Here is a 22,688-nt window from a genome sequence, read left to right on the forward strand (position 1 = left end):
GAGCGGGGGCGGCGACTGGTTGATCGGGGACGGAGAGCGGCTCCACCGGGTTTTCCTCGCCCGCGTCGTCGAGCCCGGGGACGAGGTCTGCGGGCGCTGGCTCCGGCGGCTGGGGGCCGGCGAGGTAGTGCGCCGCCTCTCCGGACAAGGGGAACAGCTGCCGGGGGTGACGGACAAACGGTGGGCGGGCCTGCGGGCCAGGGCACAGCGGGCGGATCCGGAGCGGGACCTGGCGGCGGCGCGGGACGTTGGGATGCGTTTCGTGTGTCCAGGGGACCCCGAGTGGTCGGCGCAGCTCGACGACCTGGGGGACGCGCGGCCCATCGGACTGTGGGTGCGAGGGCGGCCCAACCTGCGGATATGGGCGCTGCGGTCCGTCGCGGTCGTGGGCGCCCGGGCCTGCACCGAGTACGGCGCCCATATGGCGGCCACCCTCGGCGCGGGGCTCGCGGAGCGGGGCTGGGTCGTGGTGTCAGGGGGCGCGTACGGAGTCGACGGCGCGGCGCATCGCGGTGCGCTCGGGGCCGGCGGAGCCACCGTCGCCGTGCTCGCCTGCGGGGTCGACCAGCCGTACCCGCGCGGACACACCCAGTTGATCACCAGGATCGCCGAACAGGGCCTGGTCGTCGGCGAGTTGCCACCCGGTGATCACCCGACACCGAGCAGATTCATCCTCCGCAACAGGGTCATCGCGGCGCTGACCCGCGGCACGGTGGTCGTCGAGGCGGCCTACCGCAGCGGGGCGCTGGTGACCGCGCGCGCCGCACAGCGGTTGGGGCGCTACACGATAGGAGTGCCGGGCCCCGCCACCAGCGGGCTGTCGGCCGGTGTGCACGAACTGCTGCGTGGGGACGCGGTGCTCGTCACCGACGCCGCCGAGATTGCCGAGCTGGTCGGCGACATGGGTGACCTGGCGCCGGACCGGCGCGGGCCGGTGCTGCCGCGGGACCTCCTGGACCCGGACGCCCGCCGAGTGCTTGCCGCGCTGCCCGCCCGAGGTACCGCGCCGGCTGAGGAGATCGCCAGAGGTGCCGGGACGACGCAGGACGACGCGATCGGCAGGCTGTACGAACTCCGGTCACTTGGCTACGTCGAACGACACGGCGACGGCTGGAAGTTGACACGCGAAGCGGTGATCCCCGTCCACCCGGATCGGGGGCGATGCTGACCCAGCGTGTTCCTCCGTCCGGGCGACACCCCGATGTGCCTGGCAGTTCCCGCAGTTGGTGCCTCGCGGTGGTCACGTACGGCGACGGACCTGACCCTGAGGGGCGCCCAGCGGAACGTATCTGCGCACGGTGGATACCCCGCTCTTCGCTCACTGCGACTCCTCAGTCACGCTACGCTCACGAGGATTACGAATCAGACAAGGACCCAAGCAACTCAGACAAGCAACTCAGCCGAGCAATCCAGACAAGCACCTCGACTTCGGACCGACAGCTCACTCAGGCATCGCCTGTTCACGGCAGAACGGCACAAGACGACGAATGCCCCAGCACACCTCCGGGTCAGACAGGGCGGCTGTTCCCCCCGCTGCCCGCGGCGACGTGCGGCCGCCCGCGCCCTCGACGCTCGACGAGTTGTGGAGGTCGTACAAGGCGACGGGCGACGAGCGGCTGCGCGAGCAGCTGATCCTCCACTACTCGCCGCTGGTGAAATACGTCGCGGGCCGGGTGAGTGTGGGGTTGCCGCCCAATGTGGAGCAGGCGGACTTCGTCTCGTCCGGGGTGTTCGGTCTGATCGACGCGATCGAGAAGTTCGACATCGAGCGGGAGATCAAGTTCGAGACGTACGCGATCACCCGGATCCGGGGCGCGATGATCGACGAACTGCGGGCGCTGGACTGGATTCCGCGGTCCGTGCGGCAGAAGGCGCGCAACGTCGAGCGGGCCTACGCGACGCTGGAAGCCCGGCTGCGGCGCAGTCCGTCCGAGGGCGAGGTGGCCCACGAGCTGGGCATCGGGGTGGACGAACTCCACGCCGTCTTCAGCCAGTTGTCGCTGGCGAACGTGGTCGCCCTCGAGGAGCTGCTGCACGTCGGCGGCGAGAGCGGTGACCGGCTGAGCCTGATGGACACGCTCGAGGACACCGCGGCCGACAACCCTGTGGAGGTCGCCGAGGACCGCGAGCTGCGGCGATTTCTCGCACGGGCCATCAACACGCTGCCCGAGCGTGAGAAGACCGTGGTCACGCTGTACTACTACGAGGGCCTCACGCTCGCCGAGATCGGCAACGTACTTGGGGTGACCGAGAGCCGGGTCAGCCAGATCCACACGAAGTCGGTGCTCCAGTTGCGGGCGAAGCTTGCGAGCTTCGGACGCTGACCGCTGCTGACGGTGTCTGACAGCCGCTGGCCTCCGCCGACCTGGCTGAATCGCGCCTCCTGCTCCTCTCCGCTCCCTTCGATCGCGGCGTCCTCGGGCCGTCCGGCCGAGGAGTCCTGATCAGACCCCGTCATGCGGAGTGACTCCCGTCGCGGGTGGTCCATCCGTAAAGTGGAGGCGTGCCAAGGATTCGAGCGGCCTCCGTGGCCGAGCACCGGTCGATGCAGCGAGCCGCCCTGTTGGACGCGGCACGATCATTGCTGTCGCAGGGTGGGACTGAGGCGCTGACGTTCCCCGCGCTCGCCGAGCGCACGGGACTCGCGCGGTCCTCCGTCTATGAGTACTTCCGGTCACGGGCGGCCGTGGTGGAAGAACTCTGCGCGGTCGACTTCCCGGTGTGGGCGGCCGAGGTCGAGGCGGCGATGTCGCAGGCCGAGACGCCCGAGGGCAAGGTCGAGGCGTATGTCCGCCGGCAGCTCGCCCTGGTCGGCGACCGGCGGCACCGGGCAGTCGTCGCCATCTCCGCGAGCGAACTCGACGCGGGCGCGCGCGAAAAGATCCGCGCCGCGCACGGCGGCCTCGTCGCCATGATCGTGGAAGCGCTCGGGGACATAGGTCACGACCAGCCCCGCATGGCCGCCATGCTCCTCCAGGGCATCGTGGACGCTGCCGTACGGCGCATCGAACTGGGCGCGGCCGAGGATCCGGACGCCATCACCGATGCCGCTGTGGCGATGGCGTTGCGGGGGGTGCGGGGCTGAGGCCCTTCTCGGTTGATTGGAGGGTGAGTTCGCTCTTCCGGGCTTCCCACCCTCCCCCTCCGCCTCTGCGGCAAAACGGTCGACTGGACGCGACGCCAAGCCACGCCGGCACTGCTCCCCCTACGTCGGTGGTCCCTCCGGTACGCCGATGACCGGGAGCAGGCGTGAAGGGCCGCGGCGGAGTAGACCCGGGGGTAGCAGGGAGAGCGGGTCCAGGTAGGTGTCGGCTCGGAGTAGGCCCCAGTGCAGGCAGGATGCCTGGCAGTGGGAGCCCGTGGGTTCCACGACACCGACGATGTCGCCCGGCGCTACGTCGTCTCCCTTCTTCGCTGTCGCGCGCACCGGTTCGTATGTGGTGCGCAAGGGTGGATCGCCGGTGCTGCCGAGTTCGATCGAGACGACTCCGCGGCCCGCGACCCTGCCCGCGAAGGAGACCCGGCCTGGGGCGATGGCGCGGACGGGCGTGCCCGGTGGCGCCGCGAGGTCCACGCCGCGGTGGCCCCGGCCGTACTCCGTCGCCGGCGGGTCCCAGCCGCGGGTCACCGGCGGGCGTACTCCCACCGGCCAGGCGCGGCCGACAGCCCTGACCGGGGCATCGGCTTCCGGAACCGCCGGGACCGACGAGCCATCGGCTTCCGGGGGTGGCGGACCGTCCGCGCCTCCGGGGGCTGATGCCCCGGCCGCGGGTAAGGCGATGCCGAGGGCGATCACCGTCAGGCCCAACAGCAAGGCCAGCCCCGTACGAAGACACCGCTGACATCGTCGAACTCGTCGACATCGATCTGCTCGCATGCGAGAACGCTCCCGCGATCCGCGGGGAAAAGTGGATCATGGCCAGGATCTGTGGAGTACCGGCCGGTTGTGGACAGCGGCGTCACCCGGTGCCTCGCGGGTCCCGTACACTTCTGGTGGCGATCCGGGTCACCGGGTCGACTTCGCACGCCCCGACATCGGGCCACCAAAAGCCGGTGTCAGCGCCCCTCGGTCCCTAGTGGCAGGCGCATCGCGGGCGTCAGGCGCGCGTGCCGTCCGGCACGCGCGGCACAACCGAGAACACCAAGGAGTACGGCCATGGCCGTCGTCACGATGCGGGAGCTGCTGGAAAGCGGCGTCCACTTCGGTCACCAGACCCGTCGTTGGAACCCGAAGATGAAGCGATTCATCTTCACGGAGCGCAACGGCATCTACATCATCGACCTGCTCCAGTCGCTGTCGTACATCGACCGCGCCTACGAGTTCGTCAAGGAGACCGTCGCCCACGGCGGCACGGTCATGTTCGTCGGCACGAAGAAGCAGGCGCAGGAGGCCATCGCCGAGCAGGCCACCCGCGTCGGCATGCCCTACGTCAACCAGCGCTGGCTGGGCGGCATGCTCACCAACTTCTCGACCGTCTACAAGCGCCTGCAGCGCCTGAAGGAGCTCGAGCAGATCGACTTCGAGGACGTGGCCGCCTCCGGCCTCACCAAGAAGGAGCTGCTGGTCCTCTCCCGCGAGAAGGCCAAGCTGGAGAAGACCCTCGGCGGTATCCGCGAGATGCAGAAGGTGCCCAGCGCCGTCTGGATCGTGGACACCAAGAAGGAGCACATCGCGGTCGGCGAGGCCCGGAAGCTCAACATCCCGGTCGTCGCCATCCTCGACACCAACTGCGACCCCGACGAGGTCGACTACAAGATCCCGGGCAACGACGACGCGATCCGCTCCGTCACCCTGCTCACCCGTGTGATCGCCGACGCCGTCGCCGAGGGCCTCATCGCCCGCTCCGGTGCCGCCGCCGAGGCCAAGGGTGAGAAGGCCGCCGGCGAGCCTCTCGCCGAGTGGGAGCGCGACCTGCTCGAGGGTGGCGAGAAGAAGGCCGAGGAGGCCACCGCCACCACCGAGGCGGCGGCCCCCGCTGAGGCTCCTGCTGAGGCCCCCGCCGAGGCTGCTGCCGAAGCCCCCGCCGAGGTTGCTGCTGAGGCCCCCGCCGCCGAGGCCGAGAAGCCGGCCGAGGCCGAGCAGGCCTGACCCCGGCGTCGCAGGCCTTGACCTCCGCGTCGCGGGCCTGACTCCAGCGTCACGGCTCAAGTGACGGCGGGCGGCGCCAGCGCGCCGTCCGCCGTTCACCCGTAGACCGTAGATCTTCGGTGGACGCCCGCCCGATCAGCGGCGGACGCCGACTTCGAGACTTCGAACTCCGAGAAGAGATTCACTGATCATGGCGAACTACACCGCCGCCGACGTCAAGAAGCTCCGCGAGCTCACCGGCGCCGGCATGATGGACTGCAAGAAGGCGCTCGACGAGGCCGACGGCAACGTCGACAAGGCCGTTGAGGCCCTGCGCATCAAGGGCCAGAAGGGCGTCGCCAAGCGCGAGGGCCGCTCCGCCGAGAACGGCGCCGTCGTCTCCCTGATCGCCGACGACAACACCTCCGGTGTCCTCGTCGAGCTGAAGTGTGAGACGGACTTCGTCGCCAAGGGCGAGAAGTTCCAGGCCGCCGCGAACGCGCTCGCCGCGCACGTCGCCGCCACCTCCCCGGCCGACCTCGAGGCGCTGCTCGCCTCCGAGATCGAGACCGGCAAGACGGTTCAGGCGTACGTCGACGAGGCCAACGCCAACCTGGGCGAGAAGATCGTCCTGGACCGCTTCGCCCAGTTCTCCGGCGAGTACGTCACCGCGTACATGCACCGCACCATGCCCGACCTGCCCCCGCAGATCGGTGTCCTCGTCGAGCTGGACAAGCCGGACGCCGAGACCGCCAAGGGCATCGCCCAGCACATCGCCGCCTTCGCGCCCAAGTACCTCTCCCGCGAGGACGTTCCGGCCGAGGTCATCGAGAGCGAGCGCCGGGTCGCCGAGGAGACCACGCGTGCCGAGGGCAAGCCCGAGGCCGCCCTGCCGAAGATCGTCGAGGGCCGCGTCAACGCCTTCTTCAAGGACGCCACGCTCCTCGGCCAGCCGTACGCGCTCGACCAGAAGAAGTCCGTCCAGAAGGTCCTGGACGAGGCCGGTGTCACCCTGAAGCGCTTCGTGCGCATCAAGGTCGGCATCTGAGTCCGTGCCGCGATCCACGCGAGAGCCCGCTAGGGTCGACAGCAGTCGTCCTCGCACGTGGGCACGCGCGCGTGCGTGACGGACGACAGCAGATCTGACGAGGAGGCCATTGCCGCGCATGGGATGAGAACACCCCACCGGCAATGGCCTTCTTCGCATGTGCGACACGTAAAAGAGGCGAGATCTCCATGACCACCACCAAGGCCGACAAGGACGACAAGAGCGATCACGGCAAAGGCGCGGGGCGCTTTCTGCTGAAGCTTTCCGGTGAGGCGTTCGCCGGTGGCGGGGGACTGGGCGTCGACCCCGACGTGGTGCACAAAATCGCCCGCGAGGTGGCCGCCGTTGTCCGCGGCGGTGCTCAGATCGCCGTCGTCATCGGCGGCGGCAACTTCTTCCGCGGTGCCGAGTTGCAGCAGCGCGGCATGGACCGGGCCCGCTCCGACTACATGGGCATGCTCGGTACGGTCATGAACTGCCTCGCCCTTCAGGACTTCCTCGAGAAGGAGGGCATCGACTCGCGTGTGCAGACCGCCATCACCATGGGGCAGGTCGCGGAGCCGTACATCCCGCTGCGTGCCGTACGCCACCTGGAGAAGGGCCGCGTGGTCATCTTCGGCGCCGGTATGGGCATGCCGTACTTCTCCACCGACACCACCGCCGCCCAGCGCGCCCTGGAGATCGACGCCGAAGCCCTGCTGATGGGCAAGAACGGTGTGGACGGGGTCTACGACTCCGACCCGAAGACCAACTCCGAGGCCGTCAAGTTCGACTCGCTCAGCTACGGCGAGGTCATCACCCGCGACCTGAAGGTCGCCGACATGACAGCCATCACGCTCTGCCGGGACAACAAGCTGCCCATCCTGGTCTTCGAGCTTCTGGCGGAGGGCAATATCGCCCGCGCCGTCAAGGGTGAGAAGATCGGCACTCTCGTGGGTGATCAGGGCAGCCGGGCCTGACAGGGGCAGTCCCTGCCAGGAGGACGGACCCTGACCGGGGGATGGACAATGTCCTGCCGGTCGGGAACCGTGCAGTAATAAGACGCGACGCAGCCGGCTGCCGACCCCGACCAGGAACAGCTGCCGGGCCTACTCAAGACACGCAGGAGCAAGTGGTGATCGAAGAGACCCTCCTCGAGGCCGAGGAGAAGATGGAGAAGGCCGTCGTGGTCGCCAAGGAGGACTTCGCCGCGATCCGCACCGGTCGTGCGCACCCGGCGATGTTCAACAAGATCGTGGCCGACTACTACGGCGCACTGACGCCGATCAACCAGCTGGCCTCGTTCTCGGTGCCGGAACCGCGTATGGCAGTGGTGACCCCGTTCGACAAGAGCGCGCTGCGCAACATTGAGCAGGCGATCCGCGACTCCGACCTGGGCGTCAACCCGAGCAACGACGGCAATATCATTCGGGTGGTGTTCCCCGAGCTGACCGAGGAGCGCCGCAGGGACTACATCAAGGTCGCCAAGACCAAGGGTGAGGACGCCAAGGTCTCGATCCGATCCGTCCGCCGCAAGGCCAAGGACGCCATCGACAAGATGATCAAGGATGGCGAGGTCGGCGAGGACGAGGGCCGCCGTGCGGAGAAGGAGCTCGACGACACCACCGCGAAGTACGTCGCTCAGGTGGACGAGCTGCTCAAGCACAAGGAATCAGAGCTGCTCGAGGTCTGATGAACGACTCTTCCTGGGGGGCGCCGCCACAAGCCGGGTACTGGGGGCCGCCCGACCAGGGGCCTGCCCAGGGCGCTGCCCCGGCGGGTCCCGCGTACGACGCGCACAACGCCCAGCAGACTCGCCCCATGCCCATCGTGCCCGACGTACCCGCGCATGGCGGAGACCAGGATGACGACCGGGGGGCCGCTTTGGCGGGTGGCCCCCTGTTCCGCGACGAGACGCCGCCGCACCGGGCTCCGTCGCACCACCAGCCCCAGCCCCAGCCGCAGGAGCCCATGTCCAGCGCCCCACAGCCGGCGTCCGCACCGCAGAAGAAGAACGCGGGCCGCGACCTGGGTGCTGCCATAGGGGTCGGCGTCGCGCTCGGTGCGGTGATCGTCGTGTCCCTGTTCGTCGTCAAGGCCGTCTTCGTCGGCGTCATAGCGGTCGCCGTCGTGGTCGGCCTGTGGGAGCTGACCTCGCGGCTCCAGGAGCGCAAGAGCATCAAGGCGCCCCTCGTGCCGCTCGCGCTCGGCGGCGCGGCGATGGTCGTCGCCGGATACGTGCGGGGGGCCGAGGGCGCCTGGGTGGCGATGGCGCTCACCGCTCTCGCCGTCCTCGTCTGGCGCATGACGGAACCACCCGAGGGCTACCTCAAGGACGTCACAGCGGGCGTCTTCGCGGCCTTCTACATCCCGTTCCTGGCCACGTTCGTGGCGATGATGCTCACCGCCGACGACGGCGCGTGGCGGGTCCTCACATTCCTGGCGCTGGCCGTGGTAAGTGACACGGGCGCCTACGCCATCGGCTGGCGCTTCGGCAAGCACAAGCTCGCTCCGCGCATCAGCCCCGGCAAGACCCGCGAGGGCCTGCTCGGCGCGGTCACCTTCGCCATGGCGGCGGGCGCCCTGTTCATGCAGTTCCTGATCGAGGACGGCACCTGGTGGCAGGGCCTGCTGATGGGCTTCGCGGTCGCGGTCACCGCCACCCTCGGAGACCTCGGCGAGTCCATGATCAAGCGGGACCTGGGCATCAAGGACATGGGGACGCTGCTTCCGGGGCACGGCGGGATCATGGACCGACTGGATTCGCTGCTACCTACGGCGCCAGTGGTCTGGCTCTTGCTCGTCCTCTTCGTGGGGTCCGGCTGAGGTAAGAGGGGCACGGCGCCGCGCCGCGGTAGCGGCAAGTCGACACAGCATGGACCGACTGGATTCGCTGCTGCCGACAGCGCCGGTGGTGTGGCTGCTGATGGTGATCTTCGTCGGCTCCGGGTGACCTTTGTGCATCGCCACTGACCTGCACGTTCATACGCGAGGGGCTCGTTGTCCACAGGTGGCGGGCCCCTCTTCGTATGTCTGCGACACTTGTATGGCCATGCCTAAGCCCGGAGAACTCGTTTTCGTCGCCCCCCGCGGAGCCAAGAAGCCGCCGCGGCACCTTGCCGATCTCTCGCCCGCCGAGCGCAAGGAAGCCGCTGCAGCGATCGGTGAGAAGCCGTTTCGCGCCAAGCAGCTCTCGCAGCACTACTTCGCGAGATACGCGCACGACCCGGAGCAGTGGACCGACATCCCCGCCGGTTCGCGCGCCAAGCTTCAGGAGGCGCTGCTTCCCGAGCTGATGACGGTCGTGCGGCATCTGTCGACCGACCAGGACACCACCCGCAAGACCCTGTGGCGGCTGTTCGACGGGACGCTCGTGGAGTCCGTGCTGATGCGCTACCCGGACCGGGTCACCATGTGCATCAGCTCGCAGGCGGGCTGCGGCATGAACTGCCCCTTCTGCGCCACCGGACAGGCCGGGCTCGACCGGAATCTGTCGACCGCCGAGATCGTGCACCAGATCGTCGACGGCATGCGGGCTCTCAGGGACGGCGAGATCCCCGGTGGGCCGGCGCGGCTCAGCAACATCGTCTTCATGGGCATGGGCGAGCCCCTCGCCAACTACAAGCGCGTCGTCGGGGCGATACGGGCGCTCACCGACCCCGAGCCGGACGGCCTCGGGCTGTCGCAGCGCGGCATCACCGTATCGACCGTCGGACTGGTCCCCGCCATCCACAGGTTCGCCGACGAGGGCTTCAAGTGTCGGCTCGCGATCTCGCTGCATGCGCCGGACGACGAACTGCGCGACACCCTCGTACCCGTCAACACGCGCTGGAAGGTGCGGGAAGTCCTCGACGCCGGATGGGAGTACGCGGCCAGGTCCGGGCGCCGGCTGTCCATCGAGTACGCGTTGATCCGGGACATCAACGACCAGGCGTGGCGCGGCGACCGGCTCGGCCGGCTGCTCAAGGGCAAGCCCGTGCACGTCAACCTGATCCCGCTGAACCCGACGCCCGGCTCCAAGTGGACCGCCTCCCGGCCCGAGGACGAGAAGGCGTTCATCGAGGCGATCGCCGCGCACGGGGTGCCGGTCACCGTCCGGGACACCCGTGGCCAGGAGATCGACGGGGCGTGCGGACAGCTCGCGGCCACCGAGCGCTGACGGGAGTCAGGGCACGGGCTGATCACAGCGTCCGCCGAGCGGTGGGCACGGGCGGATCAGGCGGTACTCTGACCTCCGTACACACCTTCATACCTGCAAAATCCGACAGGGGAGCGCCACAGCGCTGAGAGTGCGGCACGGCCGCAGACCCTCTGAACCTCGCCCAGGTCATTCTGGGTAGGAAGTTCGGTCTTCACTCGAGCCAGCTGTTGCGCCCTGCCCGGGAGCCTCGGGAGTTCTCCGAGAGTGCCGGGCAGGGCCGCGTCTCTTCTGGTCATCCCCAGGAGGGATCCCAGTGAGCACCACCAAGAAGTTCGTGGCCGTGGCCGTCGGGCTCGGTCTGGTCACGCTGTCCGCTTGCACGTCGTCCGACTCCGGGGACGGGGAAGGGGCCTCGGAGTCCAAGACCGTCACCCTCGTCAGCCATGACTCGTGGGCGGCGTCCAAGAGCGTGATCAGCGACTTCGAGAAGCAGTCCGGCTACCAGGTGAAGGTCCTCAAGGACGGGGACGCAGGCCAGGCCCTCAACAAGGCGATCCTCACCAAGGACAACCCGCAGGGCGATGTCCTCTTCGGCGTCGACAACACCCTGCTGTCCCGGGCGTTCGACAACGACCTGTTCCAGGGGTACGAGGCCAAGGACTCCGATCTGCTGCCCCCGGAGTACCGGATCGACCAGCAGAAGAAGCGGGTCACGCCCATCGACTTCGGCGACATCTGCGTCAACTACGACAAGGCCTACTTCGAAGAGAACGACCTGACCCCGCCGGAGTCCTTCGACGACCTCGTCAAGCCCGAGTACAAGGACCTCCTCGTCACCGAGAACGCCTCCACCTCCTCGCCCGGCCTCGGCTTCCTGCTGGGCACCGCCGCAAAATACGGCGACGACGGCTGGCAGGACTACTGGACGAAGCTCAAGGCCAACGGCGTGAAGGTCGTCGACGGCTGGGAGCAGGCCTACAACGAGGAGTTCTCCGGGTCCGCCGGCGGCAAGAAGGCGAAGGGGGACCGGCCGCTCGTCGTCTCCTACGCCTCCTCTCCGCCCGCCGAGGTCGTCTTCGCCGACCCCAAGCCGGACACCGCACCGACCGGCGTCGCCTACGGCACCTGCTTCCGGCAGATCGAGTACGCGGGACTGCTCAGCAACGCCAAGAACGCCAAGGGCGGCAAGGCCCTCATCGACTTCCTCATCTCGATGAAGTTCCAGGCCGACATGCCGCTCAACATGTTCGTGTACCCGATGCGCGAGGACGCGCAGATCCCCGAGGAGTTCACGAAGTACGGCGCCCCGGCGGAGGACTCCGAGGTCATGGCGCCCAAGGACATCGCCAAGAACCGTGACCAGTGGGTTAAGTCATGGACGTCGCTCGTACTGAAGTAAGGGCCGGACGCCCCAAGGCACCGGCTCCCGGAAAGAGCGTGGCGCGGCTCGCCCTGCTGGTCGTGCCCGTCGTGTTCTTCGCGCTCTTCTTCGCCTACCCCGTCGCCGCGATCGTCGCGCGCGGCCTCGAGGCCGACGGGGTCTGGCACTTCGGCCGGATCACCGATGTCGTCGCCCAGCCCGACATCCGGCATGTGCTGTGGTTCACCACCTGGCAGGCGTTCGTCTCCACGGCGCTCACGCTGCTCATCGCGCTCCCCGGCGCGTATGTCTTCGCGCGCTTCGACTTTCCGGGCAAGCAGATCCTGCGCGCGGTCGTCACCGTCCCGTTCGTCCTGCCGACCGTCGTCGTCGGGTCGGCGTTCCTCGCCCTGGTCGGCCGGGGCGGTCTGCTCGACGAACTGTGGGGCGTCCGCCTCGACACCACCGTTTGGGCCATCCTGCTCGCGCACGTCTTCTTCAACTACGCCGTCGTCGTACGCACCGTCGGCGGCCTCTGGTCGCAACTCGACCCACGTCAGGAGGAGGCCGCGCGGGTGCTCGGCGCCTCACGGTTCGCGGCCTGGCGCAAGGTCACGCTCCCCGCGCTGAGCCCCGCCGTGGCCGCCGCGGCGCTGATGGTCTTCCTCTTCACCTTCACCTCCTTCGGTGTGGTGCAGATCCTGGGCGGTCCCACCTTCGCCACGCTCGAAGTCGAGATCTACCGGCAGACCTCGGAGATCTTCGACCTCCCCACGGCTGCAGTGCTCACCATGATCCAGTTCGTGGCGGTGGGGGCGATCCTCGCGGTCCACGCATGGACGGTACGCCGCCGAGAGACGGCCCTGCGCCTGGTCGACGCCTCCGTGACCGCGCGACGGCCGCGTGGCGCCGGGCAGTGGACGCTGCTCGCCGCCGTCCTCGGCACCGCCGCCGTACTGCTCGTTCTGCCACTGGCCGTGCTGGTCCAACGCTCGCTGGACGCGCCCGGATTCGCGTACTACAAGGCGTTGACCGATGACGAGAGCGGCGTCTTCCTCGTCCCGCCCATCGAGGCCGTCGGCAATTCACTGCAGTACGCCTGCGCCGCCACCGCCCTCGCCCTGCTGATCGGCGGTCTCGCGGCCGCCGCGCTCACCCGCCGGGACGCAGGCCGTTTCGTGCGGGGCTTCGACGCGCTGCTCATGCTCCCGCTCGGCGTTTCCGCGGTGACCGTCGGCTTCGGATTCCTGATCGCGCTCGACGAGCCGCCGCTGGACCTGAGAAGCAGTTGGATCCTGGTGCCCCTCGCCCAGGCGCTGGTCGGCGTCCCCTTCGTCGTACGCACCATGCTGCCCGTCCTGAGGGCCGTGGACGTGCGGCTGCGTGAGGCGGCGGCCGTGCTCGGGGCCTCGCCGTGGCGGGTTTGGCGGGAGGTCGATCTGCCGATGGTGCGGCGGGCCCTGCTGATCGCGGCCGGGTTCGCCTTCGCCGTCTCGCTCGGCGAGTTCGGCGCGACCGTCTTCATCGCGCGGCCGGACAACCCGACGCTGCCGGTCGCCGTGGCCCGGCTCCTCGGGCGCGCGGGCGAGCTCAACTACGGTCAGGCGATGGCCCTTTCGACGATCTTGATGGTGGTGTGCGCGGTGGCGCTGCTCCTGCTCGAACGCATCCGCACCGACCGGACGGGGGAGTTCTGACGATGCTCAAGCGCGATGCGGTCCACAAGCGGGACGCGAAGCTCATGCAGGAATCGATGCTCACGCTCGATGAAGCGACCGTACGGTTCGGGAGGCGACCCGCCCTCGACGCCGTCGGCCTCGACGTCGCCGAGCACGAGATCGTGTGCGTGCTCGGGCCCAGCGGCAGCGGCAAGTCGACGCTGCTGCGAGTCGTCGCGGGTCTGCAACACCTCGACTCCGGGCGGGTGTTCCTGGACGGCCAGGACCTCGGCGGGGTCCCCGCGCACAAGCGGGGCGTCGGCCTGATGTTCCAGGACCACCAGCTCTTCCCACAGCGCGATGTGGGCGGCAACGTGGCCTTCGGCTTGCGGATGCACGGCGCGTCGAAGGCACAACAAGACGTACGAGTACGGGAGTTGCTGGAGCTCGTCGGCTTGCCGGGAGCCGCGTCCAGGGCCATCGCCTCCCTCTCCGGAGGCGAGCAGCAGCGTGTCGCGCTCGCTCGGGCGCTCGCTCCGCGCCCCCGGCTGCTCATGCTCGACGAACCGCTCGGCCAGCTCGACCGCTCCCTGCGCGAGCGGCTCGTCGTCGAACTCCGGGAACTCTTCGGCGAGTTGGGCACCACCGTGCTCGCGGTCACTCACGACCAGGGCGAGGCGTTCGCGCTCGCCGACCGGGTCGTGGTGATGCGAGACGGGCGGATCGCCCAGTCCGGTACGCCACTTGAGGTGTGGCAGCGGCCGGCGGACGAGTTCGTCGCCCGCTTCCTCGGCTTCGAGAATGTGGCCGGCGCGAGCGTCAGCGGGGAGGCCGCGGACACGCCGTGGGGCAAGGTTCCGGTGCCCGACGGTGCCCCCCAGGGCGAGGTTCCGCTGCTGATCAGGCCCGCGGGCGTACGGCTCGTGCCGCCGGCGGAGGGGCTGCGCTGCACGGTCGCGGCGCGCACGTTCCGCGGCACCCATGTCTCCGTACATCTGCAGCCGAAGGGCGCGCCGCGCCTGGAGGCGGCGTGCGCGCTGCGGGATGCGCCGGAGCCCGGGGACGAGGTCGGGGTGACCTTCGACTCGGCGGAAATTGTCGTGCTGGACCAGGACACGGAGACCTAGGCTTCCGTGCATGACGCTACTCGGAGCCGGCCTCGGACATGACCGCTACTGCGATGAAATCGTCGCGCAGACCGAGCTGTTGAGGAAGCACTTGAACGGCGCCGATCTCGCCGTGACCGTCCCGACCTGTCCGGACTGGACGCTGCGGGAACTTGCCGTGCACGTGGGCGGCGCACACCGCTGGGCCGAGCACATCGTGCGTACAAGGGCGACCGAGGAGGTCCCGGAATCGCGGGTGTCCGGCTTGGCGGGGCTCGAGGAAGACGATCCCGCCGCCCTCGACGCCTGGCTGGCCGAGGGTGCCGAGAAAGCCGCCGCGACCCTGCGCGCCGCCGGGCCCGACGCCGCGGTCTGGACCTGGTCCTGGGAGCGGACGGCCGGTTTCTGGGCGCGGCGAATGACGCTGGAGACGGTGATCCACCGGGCGGACGCGGCGATCGCGGCGAGTGCGCGCTACGAGGTCGCGCCCGAGCTGGCCGCCGACGCGATCGACGAGTGGCTGCAGATCGTCCAGTACGCGCAGCGGGCGATGCCGGAGGACGCGGCGAGTGAGCTGCGCGGGCCTGGCCGCAGCATCCACCTCCACGCGACCGACACCCCGGCCGAGTTGAACGCCGAGTGGTTCATCGTGCTCACGGAGGACGGTGTGACCTGGCGCCGCGGCCACGAGAAGGCGACGGTCGCGCTGCGCGGGCCGCTCACCGAGGTGCTGCTCGCCTTCTACCGCCGGCTTCCGCTGGACGGCGGGCAGTTGGAGGTCCTGGGCGAACCGGGGCTGCTGGGGTTCTGGCTGGAGCGGGCCACGTTCGAATGACAGATGTGGCCCGCCCTGGCCCGCCCTTGGCTTCAGCCGACGGTTGTCCGAGCCAGCCGGACCAATGCCTCCGGTGCCTCCTCGACGTGGTCCACGAGGGCGATCCGCGGCTCCATCGAGCGGTTCCTGGCCAGCGACTGGAGCAGGGGCCAGACCGGCAGCCGCTCCGTCCAGTGGACGCGGTCGACCAGGACCATGGGGGTGGGCTCGCCGCGCGACTCGTAGTAATTCGGCGTCGCGTTGTCGAAGACCTCCTGTACGGTCCCGGCGGCGCCCGGCAGGAAGACGACGCCCGCGTTCGAGCGGGCCAGCAGGCCGTCCTCGCGGGTGGCGTTGGCGAAGTACTTGGCGATGTGGGAGGCGAAGGCGTTCGGCGGCTCATGGCCGTAGAACCAGGTGGGGATCCCGACCGAGTGGTTGCCCTTCGGCCAGCGCTCGCGCACCTCGAACGCGCATCGCGCCCAATCGGTGATCGAGGGCATGAACGACGACGCCTTGCCCAGGAGTTGGCAGGCATCCTCCAGCATCGCGTCGTCGTACGGCGCCGCGTACGCGCCCAGGTTCGCCGCCTCCATGGCTCCCGGGCCGCCGCCCGTCGCCACCGTGAAACCGGCCTGTGCCAGCGCGCGCCCGAGCCGCGCGGCGCGCTCGTACGCCTGGGTGCCGCGGGCCATCGCGTGGCCGCCCATCACGCCCACCACCCGTGTCCCGCGCAGGAGTTCGTCCAGGGCGTCGGAGACGGAGTCGTCGTGGACGGAGCGCAGCATCGACGCGTAGACGTCGCCGTCGGCCTTGGTCTGCTGGAACCAGGCGTAGGCGAGGGCGTCCGGCGTCTGCTCGTAGCCCTTGTCGAGTGAGGCGAACAGCTCGCCGGGCGTGTAGACATGACCGCGGTACGGGTCGAAGGGCAGGTCCGGGACGGGCGGGAAGACCAGTGCGCCGGCGGCGCGGACCTTCGCCGCCGCCTCCTCCCGCATCGGGCAGCCGAGGAATACGGCGCCTGCGGTGTCGGTGGTGAGTAACTCCCTTGTACGGTCCGTCAGATCAACGGCCTGGACGCGGAATCCGGCGAGAGTGCCACGAGCGGAGACGATCGCGTCGAACTCTTCGAGGGTCTCGATCTCGTTGTCTTGGTGGTGGGCCGCATGGGCGGGCATAGTCTGCACCCGCCCATGCTAGGAGTGGCCGCGTAAGCAACGCGTTGCGCCTGGACCTCAGCCCTCGACGGCCGCCGGGTCCATCCACATGATCTCCCAGGTGTGGCCGTCCGGGTCGTCGAAGGAGCGGCCGTACATCTGGCCGTAGTCCTGGGGCTCGCGGGTCTCCGTGCCGCCCGCGGCGACGGCCTTGTCGACCAGCTCGTCGACCTTCTCGCGGCTCTCGGCGCTCAGACACAGCAGCACCTCGCTGGTCTTCGTCGAGTCCGCGATCTCCTTTTTCGTGAAGTCCGCGTAGCGCTGCTTCGTCATGATCATCGCGACGATCGTGTCGCTGATGACGATACTCGCGCAGTTCTCGTCGGAGAACTGCTTGTTGATCTCGTAGCCGAGCTCGGTGAAGAACTTCTTCGAGGCGTCGATGTGGTTCACGGCGAGGTTCACGAAGATCATCTGCTGGTACATGTGCGGTCTCTCCCCTTTTGCGCGGTGAAGTGTTGTTCGCAGGGTTGGACCAGATCCTCGCGGAAAACTCATCGGCCGGCGCGTACTTTTTTCGTACAGGGGATCAGTCGGTCAGCGGCACTGCCGCCAGCCCTGCGATCGCCCAGGTCAGCGGGCCGAGGACGGCGAGCAGCGCGCCCGCGCGGAGTGCGGCGGCGCCGCGCAGCAGTGTGGCGGGCGCGCCGAGCCCGAGCAGTGCCGCCGTGGTGTCGGTACGGTCCTGCCTGGCCTCGACCGCGGCCGTCAGCAGCGTCCCGACGGCGCAGCCCGCCACAAGCAGCACGCCCAGCACGGTGAGCGGCCCGATCTCGGGGCGGGCGTCGGTATACAGCGCGGCCATGGCGTACGCCCCCGATGTCACCGCGCACACCACACCGAGCGGTCGGCCGATGCGCCCCGCCTCCTCCATGAGGATGCGCCCGGCCAGCAGCCGCAACGCGCCCGGCCGCACCGCCTGGAGCAGCCGGCCGCTCAGGTGGGTCAGCGCGGGGCCCGCCATCGCCAGGCCCAGCGTGGTGAGTGCCCAGCCGAGGAGCACACCGGCGGAGCCGCCCGCCTGAAGGCCGGGCAGGCCGGGACCGGACGCGGGGCCGCCGCGACTCGCGTACGTCTCGACGGCGAGGCCGGCCGCGAGCACCGCCACGCCCCAGGGCAGGCCGGTGGGAGTGGCGGTGGGAGCGGGATACGGGTGCACCGGCGGGCCGGGGTCGTCGGGGTGGGCGTCGCTGAGCGCGGAGCCGTTGGCTTCGGTGATGCCTGCCTGTGTGCCGGTACCGTAGGTCGTACGGGCGCCGGACTTCCTGCCTCCACGTGGGCGCAGGGACAGCGCGCTCGCAAGCGACGCGGCGATCGGCACCAGCGCGAGCAGCGTGATCGTGGCCGCGAGGGGCAACGGCTGGTTCCCGGCGAGCAGTTCGGCGGCCTCGCCGTCGAAGGGCAGACCGCTCAGATCGCCGCGCAGATGGAGCACGCAGAGCAGCGCGACCAGCGAACCGAGCGTGCAGGACACCGCGGTGGAGATCGCCGCGAGCAGCATCAGCCGGCCCGGTCCCAGGCCGATGGCGAAGAGTCCGGGGCGGGGACGGGTGGCCGGGTCGGTACGGGCCACCGCCACCGCAAACTGCACGGTGGCGGCGAGCGGCGCGAGACACCACGCGAGCCGGATGACCGCGCCCGACGAATCGTGCGAGTGCCCCATCGCGAACCCCAGGGTGCACAGGAGCAGGAAGCCCGTGCCCGCCGAAGCCACCGCGACCAGGAATCGGCGCAGTTGCACGGCGGGCCGGGCGCCCCGGGCTAGGCGGAGAGCGAGCACGCGGCCCGGCCTTCCGACTCGGGCTCGGTGGCCTCGGGCAGATGGACGGTGTTCACGCGCCGCCCGTCGAGCAGCGACACCCTGCGGTCGGCGAGGGCCGCGGTGTCCGCGTCGTGCGTGGCCAGCACGACCGTGATGCCGTGCGAACGGGCCGCCGTCGTGAGCGTACGCAGGACATTGGCACGGTCGACGCGGTGCAGTGGCGCGGTCGGCTCGTCGGCGAAGAGCACGGTGGGCGCCGGGACCAGCGCGCGAGCGATGGCGACGCGCTGGCGCTCGGCCTGGAGCAGGGCGTACGGGCGCCGACGGGCACAACTGCCGATGTCGAGGCGCTCCAGCCACTCCAGGGCGGTGGCCTTGGCCTGGCGGCGCCCTGCACCGCGCAGCATCAGCGGCAGCGCGGCGTTCTCCCAGGCGTTCAGCTCGGGCACCAGGACGGGCGCCGGGTCGATCCAGCCGAAGCGGTCGCGGCGCAGGCGTTCGCGGGTGTGCGGACCCATGGTGTGCACGGGCGTGCTGTTGAACCAGACCTCCCCCTGCTGCGGCAGGAGTTGTCCGGACAGGCACCTCAGCAGCGTGGTCTTGCCGCTGCCGCGCGGGCCGCCGACGGCGAGGATCTCGCCCACGCGAACCCCGAGCGAGACGCCGCTCAGCGCGGGGGAGCCGTTGTGCTTGACATGCAGAGCACGTGCCCAGAGCACGTCGTTGTCCGGCGGAGCCACCATGGGCGTACACCTCGGTTCGGATCAGAAATGCCGCGGAATCCCCCCGGACTGGGAGGAAGTCCCCCCGTCCGGGGGAACGAAGGCGGAGCCGATCGGTCACTGGGCACGCTAGGGAGTCGGGGCCGGGAGGCCGGACGTACGCGGCCCCGGTGCCGCCCATTCTCACTCGAACGGGCGGCACCGGGGCCGGTGTTGATCATCCATGCGGAAGATCAGAGCATGTGGAAGAACGGAGGTGGGCTAGCAGCTGGGGCTGCTCAGAGCTGGGTCCAAGCCTCCGTCAGCACCTGGCGGACGATCGACTCGATCTCGTCGAACGTCGACTGGTCCGAGATCAGCGGCGGCGCGAGCTGCACGACCGGGTCACCGCGGTCGTCGGCGCGGCAGTACAGGCCGTACTCGAAGAGCTTCTTGGAGACGAAGCCGTAGAGCACGCGCTCCGACTCCTCGTCCGTGAAGCTCTCCTTGGTGGCCTTGTCCTTCACCAGCTCGATGCCGTAGAAGAAGCCGTTGCCGCGGACGTCTCCGACGATCGGCAGGTCGTGCAGCTTCTGCAGGGTCGTCAGGAACGCGCTCTCGTTGTCGAGCACGTGCTGGTTGAGCTTCTCGCGTTCGAACAGGTCGAGGTTGGCGAGGCCCACCGCGGCCGACACGGGGTGACCGCCGAAGGTGTAGCCGTGCAGGAAGGTGTTGTCGCCCTTGTAGAACGGCTCGGCGACGCGGTCCGAGACGATGCAGGCGCCTATGGGGGAGTAGCCCGAGGTCATGCCCTTGGCGCAGGTGATCATGTCCGGGACGTATCCGAACTTGTCGCAGGCGAACATCGTGCCGAGCCGGCCGAAGGCGCAGATGACCTCGTCGGAGACGAGCAGCACGTCGTACTGGTCGCAGATCTCGCGTACCCGCTGGAAGTAGCCGGGCGGCGGCGGGAAGCAGCCGCCCGCGTTCTGCACCGGCTCCAGGAAGACGGCCGCGATGGTCTCCGGGCCCTCGAAGAGGATCTGCTGCTCGATCTGGTCGGCGGCCCAGCGGCCGAAGGCCTCCGGGTCGTCGCCGTGGATCGGGGCGCGGTAGATGTTGGTGTTCGGGACCTTGTGGGCGCCGGGGACCAGTGGCTCGAAGGGGGCCTTCAGGGCGGGCAGGCCGGTGATGGACAGGGCGCCCTGCGGGGTGCCGTGGTAGGCGACCGCACGCGAGATGACCTTGTACTTGGTCGGCTTGCCCTGGAGCTTGAAGTACTGCTTGGCGAGCTTCCAGGCGGTCTCGACCGCCTCGCCGCCGCCCGTGGTGAAGAAGACCTTGTTCAGATCGCCGGGGGCATGGCCGGCGAGGCGCTCGGCCAGCTCGATCGCCTTGGGGTGGGCGTACGACCAGACCGGGAAGAAGGCCAGCTCCTGGGCCTGCTTGGAGGCGGTCTCGGCCAGCTCCACCCGGCCGTGTCCGGCCTGGACCACGAACAGCCCCGCGAGACCGTCGAGGTAGCGCTTGCCCTGGTCGTCGTAGATGTAGGTGCCCTCGCCCCGGACGATGGTGGGGACGGGCGCGTTCTCGTACGAGGACATGCGGGTGAAGTGCATCCACAGGTGGTCGTACGCGACTTTGCTGAGGTCCTTGCTCACGGCTATCGGGTCCCCCACATGTAGGTCTGCTTCTTGAGCTTCAGGTAGACGAAGCTCTCGGTGGAGCGCACGCCGGACAGGGCCCGGATGCGTTTGTTGATGACGTCCAGAAGGTGGTCGTCGTCCTCGCAGACGATCTCGGCGAGGAGGTCGAAGGAGCCGGCGGTCATCACCACGTACTCGACTTCCGGCATGTCGCTCAGCGCGTCGGCCACGGTCTCGGTGTCGCCCTCGACATTGATGCCGACCATCGCCTGCCTGCGGAAACCCACGGTGAGTGGGTCCGTGACGGCGACGATCTGCATCACGCCCTGGTCGAGCAGCTTCTGGACGCGCTGGCGGACGGCCGCCTCCGAGAGGCCGACGGCCTTGCCGATCGCCGCGTACGGCCTCCGGCCGTCTTCCTGGAGCTGCTCGATGATGGCGAGCGAGACGTCGTCCAGCGGGGGAGCGGTGTTCCCCGACCGGATTTCTCGGGAGCCCTTTGGCTCTGCGCTGCGACTGACCACGTGCTCACTGTGCATGAGACCTCAGCAGTTCCGCAAGAGATGATCGATGAAATCCGTTGTTTACAGGGGTGACAGTTGCGGATTTCGCAGCTTTGGGCTGATCGGGGGTGTTGAAAACGTGGAGCGTCGGACTAGGGTGGGTGTCTCAAGGACTGGACACCTGACAGGAGGGCCGGCAGTGAGCACTGAGCTGCGTCGTCTGCGCAACTACATCGACGGAGAGTTCCGCGATGCCGCCGATGGACGGACGACCGAGGTGGTCAACCCCGCGACGGGCGAGGCGTACGCCACCGCGCCGCTGTCCGGGCAGGCGGACGTCGACGCCGCGATGGCCGCCGCGGCCGCGGCCTTCCCGGCCTGGCGGGACCTGGTCCCGGCCGAGCGTCAGAAGGCCCTTCTCAAGATCGCGGACGCTTTCGAGGAGCGGGCCGAGGAACTCATCGCCGCGGAGGTCCAGAACACCGGCAAGCCGATCGGGCTGACCCGGTCCGAAGAGATCCCGCCCATGGTCGACCAGATCCGCTTCTTCGCGGGTGCCGCCCGGATGCTCGAGGGCCGCGCGGCCGGGGAGTACATGGACGGCATGACCTCCATCATCCGCCGCGAGCCCGTCGGCGTCTGCGCGCAGGTCGCGCCCTGGAACTACCCGATGATGATGGCCGTATGGAAGTTCGCCCCGGCGCTCGCCGCGGGCAACACGGTGGTGCTGAAGCCGTCCGACACCACCCCGGCCTCGACCCTCCTGATCGCCGACATCATCGGCTCGGTCGTGCCGAAGGGCGTCTTCAACGTCATCTGCGGCGACCGTGACACCGGCCGTCTGATGGTCGAGCACCCGACCCCGGCGATGGCTTCGATCACCGGTTCCGTACGGGCCGGCATGCAGGTCGCCGAGTCCGCCTCCAAGGACGTCAAGCGGGTTCATCTGGAGCTGGGCGGCAAGGCGCCGGTCGTCGTCTTCGAGGACACCGACATCGCCAAGGCCGTCGAGGACATCTCGGTCGCGGGCTTCTTCAATGCGGGCCAGGACTGCACGGCCGCGACCCGCGTCCTCGTCCAGGAGTCCATCCACGACGAGTTCGTGGCCGCGCTCGCCAAGGCCGCCGCCGACACGAAGACGGGGCAGCCGGACGACGAGGACGTGCTGTACGGGCCGCTGAACAACCCGAACCAGCTCAAGCAGGTCAGCGGCTTCATCGAGCGGCTGCCCGCCCACGCGCGCGTGGAGACCGGCGGCAAGCGCGTCGGCGACAAGGGCTTCTTCTACGCCCCGACCGTCGTCTCCGGCCTCAAGCAGGACGACGAGATCATCCAGAAGGAGGTCTTCGGGCCGGTCATCACCGTCCAGTCCTTCACGGACGAGGCCCAGGCCGTCGAGTGGGCCAACGACGTCGAGTACGCCCTCGCCTCCTCCGTCTGGACGAAGGACCACGCGCGCGCGATGCGCATGTCCAAGTCCCTGGACTTCGGCTGCGTATGGATCAACACGCACATCCCGCTGGTCGCCGAGATGCCGCACGGCGGCTTCAAGAAGTCGGGTTACGGCAAGGACCTGTCGTCGTACGGCTTCGATGACTACACGCGGATCAAGCACGTGATGACGTCGCTGGGCTGACCCACGACGGACCGGATGGTGCGGGCCCGCCCTGGACAGAGGACAGAGC

General features: G+C 69.3%; 21 protein-coding genes and 1 riboswitch. Of the genes, 14 read left to right on the forward strand and 7 right to left on the reverse strand.

The genetic code is table 11. From position 1 onward, the window contains the following. Window positions 1-22 precede the first annotated feature (22 nt). From dprA to ACGFNK_RS33295, 3 genes are all read left to right on the forward strand, one after another. Window positions 23-1,168, forward strand: coding sequence for a DNA-processing protein DprA (gene dprA, locus ACGFNK_RS33285; protein ID WP_393421957.1), 1,146 nt, complete (start codon window positions 23-25; stop codon window positions 1,166-1,168). Between the two features lie 319 nt (window positions 1,169-1,487). After that, complete coding sequence (gene whiG / locus ACGFNK_RS33290) at window positions 1,488-2,324, forward strand: RNA polymerase sigma factor WhiG (protein ID WP_386346510.1); 837 nt, start codon at window positions 1,488-1,490, stop codon at window positions 2,322-2,324. 203 nt (window positions 2,325-2,527) lie between these two features. Beyond that, window positions 2,528-3,085 (forward strand): TetR/AcrR family transcriptional regulator, encoded by a 558-nt coding sequence (locus ACGFNK_RS33295; protein WP_393421959.1) that lies wholly within the window; start codon window positions 2,528-2,530, stop codon window positions 3,083-3,085. 120 nt (window positions 3,086-3,205) lie between these two features. Here the strand turns inward: ACGFNK_RS33295 and ACGFNK_RS33300 are convergent, their stop codons facing one another. Then, window positions 3,206-3,877, reverse strand: coding sequence for a M23 family metallopeptidase (locus tag ACGFNK_RS33300; protein ID WP_393421836.1), 672 nt, complete (start codon window positions 3,875-3,877; stop codon window positions 3,206-3,208). 279 nt (window positions 3,878-4,156) lie between these two features. On the opposite strand from ACGFNK_RS33300, the gene rpsB reads away from it, so the two are divergent. The 10 genes from rpsB to ACGFNK_RS33350 all read left to right on the forward strand — a co-directional run bounded on the left by rpsB (window position 4,157) and on the right by ACGFNK_RS33350 (window position 15,195). Beyond that, window positions 4,157-5,089: a 30S ribosomal protein S2 gene (rpsB, locus tag ACGFNK_RS33305; RefSeq protein WP_393421839.1), complete on the forward strand. Its 933-nt coding sequence runs from the start codon at window positions 4,157-4,159 to the stop codon at window positions 5,087-5,089. 190 nt (window positions 5,090-5,279) lie between these two features. After that, window positions 5,280-6,116 (forward strand): translation elongation factor Ts, encoded by an 837-nt coding sequence (tsf, locus tag ACGFNK_RS33310; RefSeq protein ID WP_393421840.1) that lies wholly within the window; start codon window positions 5,280-5,282, stop codon window positions 6,114-6,116. Window positions 6,117-6,304: 188 nt separating this feature from the next. After that, window positions 6,305-7,075 (forward strand): UMP kinase, encoded by a 771-nt coding sequence (gene pyrH, locus ACGFNK_RS33315; RefSeq protein WP_328768351.1) that lies wholly within the window; start codon window positions 6,305-6,307, stop codon window positions 7,073-7,075. 155 nt (window positions 7,076-7,230) lie between these two features. Next, entirely contained in the window at window positions 7,231-7,788 is a 558-nt protein-coding gene (gene frr, locus ACGFNK_RS33320) for a ribosome recycling factor (protein ID WP_033321128.1), read from the forward strand. A 128-nt stretch (window positions 7,789-7,916) separates the two neighbouring features. Further along, window positions 7,917-8,921: a phosphatidate cytidylyltransferase gene (locus ACGFNK_RS33325; RefSeq protein WP_393421844.1), complete on the forward strand. Its 1,005-nt coding sequence runs from the start codon at window positions 7,917-7,919 to the stop codon at window positions 8,919-8,921. Window positions 8,922-9,147: 226 nt separating this feature from the next. Next, complete coding sequence (rlmN, locus tag ACGFNK_RS33330; protein ID WP_386346515.1) at window positions 9,148-10,254, forward strand: 23S rRNA (adenine(2503)-C(2))-methyltransferase RlmN; 1,107 nt, start codon at window positions 9,148-9,150, stop codon at window positions 10,252-10,254. Window positions 10,255-10,351: 97 nt separating this feature from the next. Then, window positions 10,352-10,456, forward strand: a riboswitch (TPP riboswitch). Window positions 10,457-10,549: 93 nt separating this feature from the next. Then, window positions 10,550-11,635: a thiamine ABC transporter substrate binding subunit gene (locus tag ACGFNK_RS33335; protein WP_393421847.1), complete on the forward strand. Its 1,086-nt coding sequence runs from the start codon at window positions 10,550-10,552 to the stop codon at window positions 11,633-11,635. Then, complete coding sequence (locus ACGFNK_RS33340; protein WP_393421849.1) at window positions 11,611-13,293, forward strand: ABC transporter permease; 1,683 nt, start codon at window positions 11,611-11,613, stop codon at window positions 13,291-13,293. Before ACGFNK_RS33335 ends, ACGFNK_RS33340 begins: the two co-directional genes overlap by 25 nt. Window positions 13,294-13,337: 44 nt before the next feature. After that, the gene (locus tag ACGFNK_RS33345; RefSeq protein WP_393421961.1) at window positions 13,338-14,381 is read left to right on the forward strand and encodes an ABC transporter ATP-binding protein; all 1,044 of its coding nucleotides are present in this window, start codon (window positions 13,338-13,340) and stop codon (window positions 14,379-14,381) included. 10 nt (window positions 14,382-14,391) lie between these two features. Further along, window positions 14,392-15,195 carry a maleylpyruvate isomerase family mycothiol-dependent enzyme gene (locus ACGFNK_RS33350; protein WP_393421851.1) on the forward strand — a complete coding sequence of 268 codons (804 nt, stop codon included), beginning with the start codon at window positions 14,392-14,394 and terminating at the stop codon, window positions 15,193-15,195. 32 nt (window positions 15,196-15,227) lie between these two features. On the opposite strand, the gene ACGFNK_RS33355 is transcribed toward ACGFNK_RS33350, so the two are convergent. From ACGFNK_RS33355 to ACGFNK_RS33380, 6 genes are all read right to left on the reverse strand, one after another. Next, the gene (locus tag ACGFNK_RS33355) at window positions 15,228-16,361 is read right to left on the reverse strand and encodes an LOG family protein (RefSeq protein WP_393421854.1); all 1,134 of its coding nucleotides are present in this window, start codon (window positions 16,359-16,361) and stop codon (window positions 15,228-15,230) included. A gap of 48 nt (window positions 16,362-16,409) precedes the next feature. Continuing rightward, the gene (locus ACGFNK_RS33360; RefSeq protein WP_393421857.1) at window positions 16,410-16,817 is read right to left on the reverse strand and encodes a VOC family protein; all 408 of its coding nucleotides are present in this window, start codon (window positions 16,815-16,817) and stop codon (window positions 16,410-16,412) included. A 103-nt stretch (window positions 16,818-16,920) separates the two neighbouring features. Next, window positions 16,921-18,171: a hypothetical protein gene (locus tag ACGFNK_RS33365; RefSeq protein ID WP_393421860.1), complete on the reverse strand. Its 1,251-nt coding sequence runs from the start codon at window positions 18,169-18,171 to the stop codon at window positions 16,921-16,923. Continuing rightward, complete coding sequence (locus tag ACGFNK_RS33370; protein ID WP_393421863.1) at window positions 18,153-18,896, reverse strand: ABC transporter ATP-binding protein; 744 nt, start codon at window positions 18,894-18,896, stop codon at window positions 18,153-18,155. The genes ACGFNK_RS33365 and ACGFNK_RS33370 overlap by 19 nt, the downstream gene beginning before the upstream one ends. A 257-nt stretch (window positions 18,897-19,153) precedes the next feature. After that, window positions 19,154-20,533 (reverse strand): aspartate aminotransferase family protein, encoded by a 1,380-nt coding sequence (locus ACGFNK_RS33375; protein WP_393421866.1) that lies wholly within the window; start codon window positions 20,531-20,533, stop codon window positions 19,154-19,156. Continuing rightward, complete coding sequence (locus ACGFNK_RS33380) at window positions 20,518-21,039, reverse strand: Lrp/AsnC family transcriptional regulator (protein WP_393421868.1); 522 nt, start codon at window positions 21,037-21,039, stop codon at window positions 20,518-20,520. Before ACGFNK_RS33380 ends, ACGFNK_RS33375 begins: the two co-directional genes overlap by 16 nt. Window positions 21,040-21,202: 163 nt before the next feature. Here ACGFNK_RS33380 and ACGFNK_RS33385 point away from each other — a divergent pair, with 163 nt between their 5' ends. Continuing rightward, a complete protein-coding gene (locus tag ACGFNK_RS33385) occupies window positions 21,203-22,639 on the forward strand; it encodes a gamma-aminobutyraldehyde dehydrogenase (protein WP_388683505.1) in 1,437 nt (478 codons plus the stop codon). Window positions 22,640-22,688: the final 49 nt, after the last annotated feature.

The organism is Streptomyces sp. NPDC048825 (genome assembly GCF_043198355.1).
Classification (GTDB): Bacteria; Actinomycetota; Actinomycetes; order Streptomycetales; family Streptomycetaceae; genus Streptomyces; species Streptomyces xiangluensis.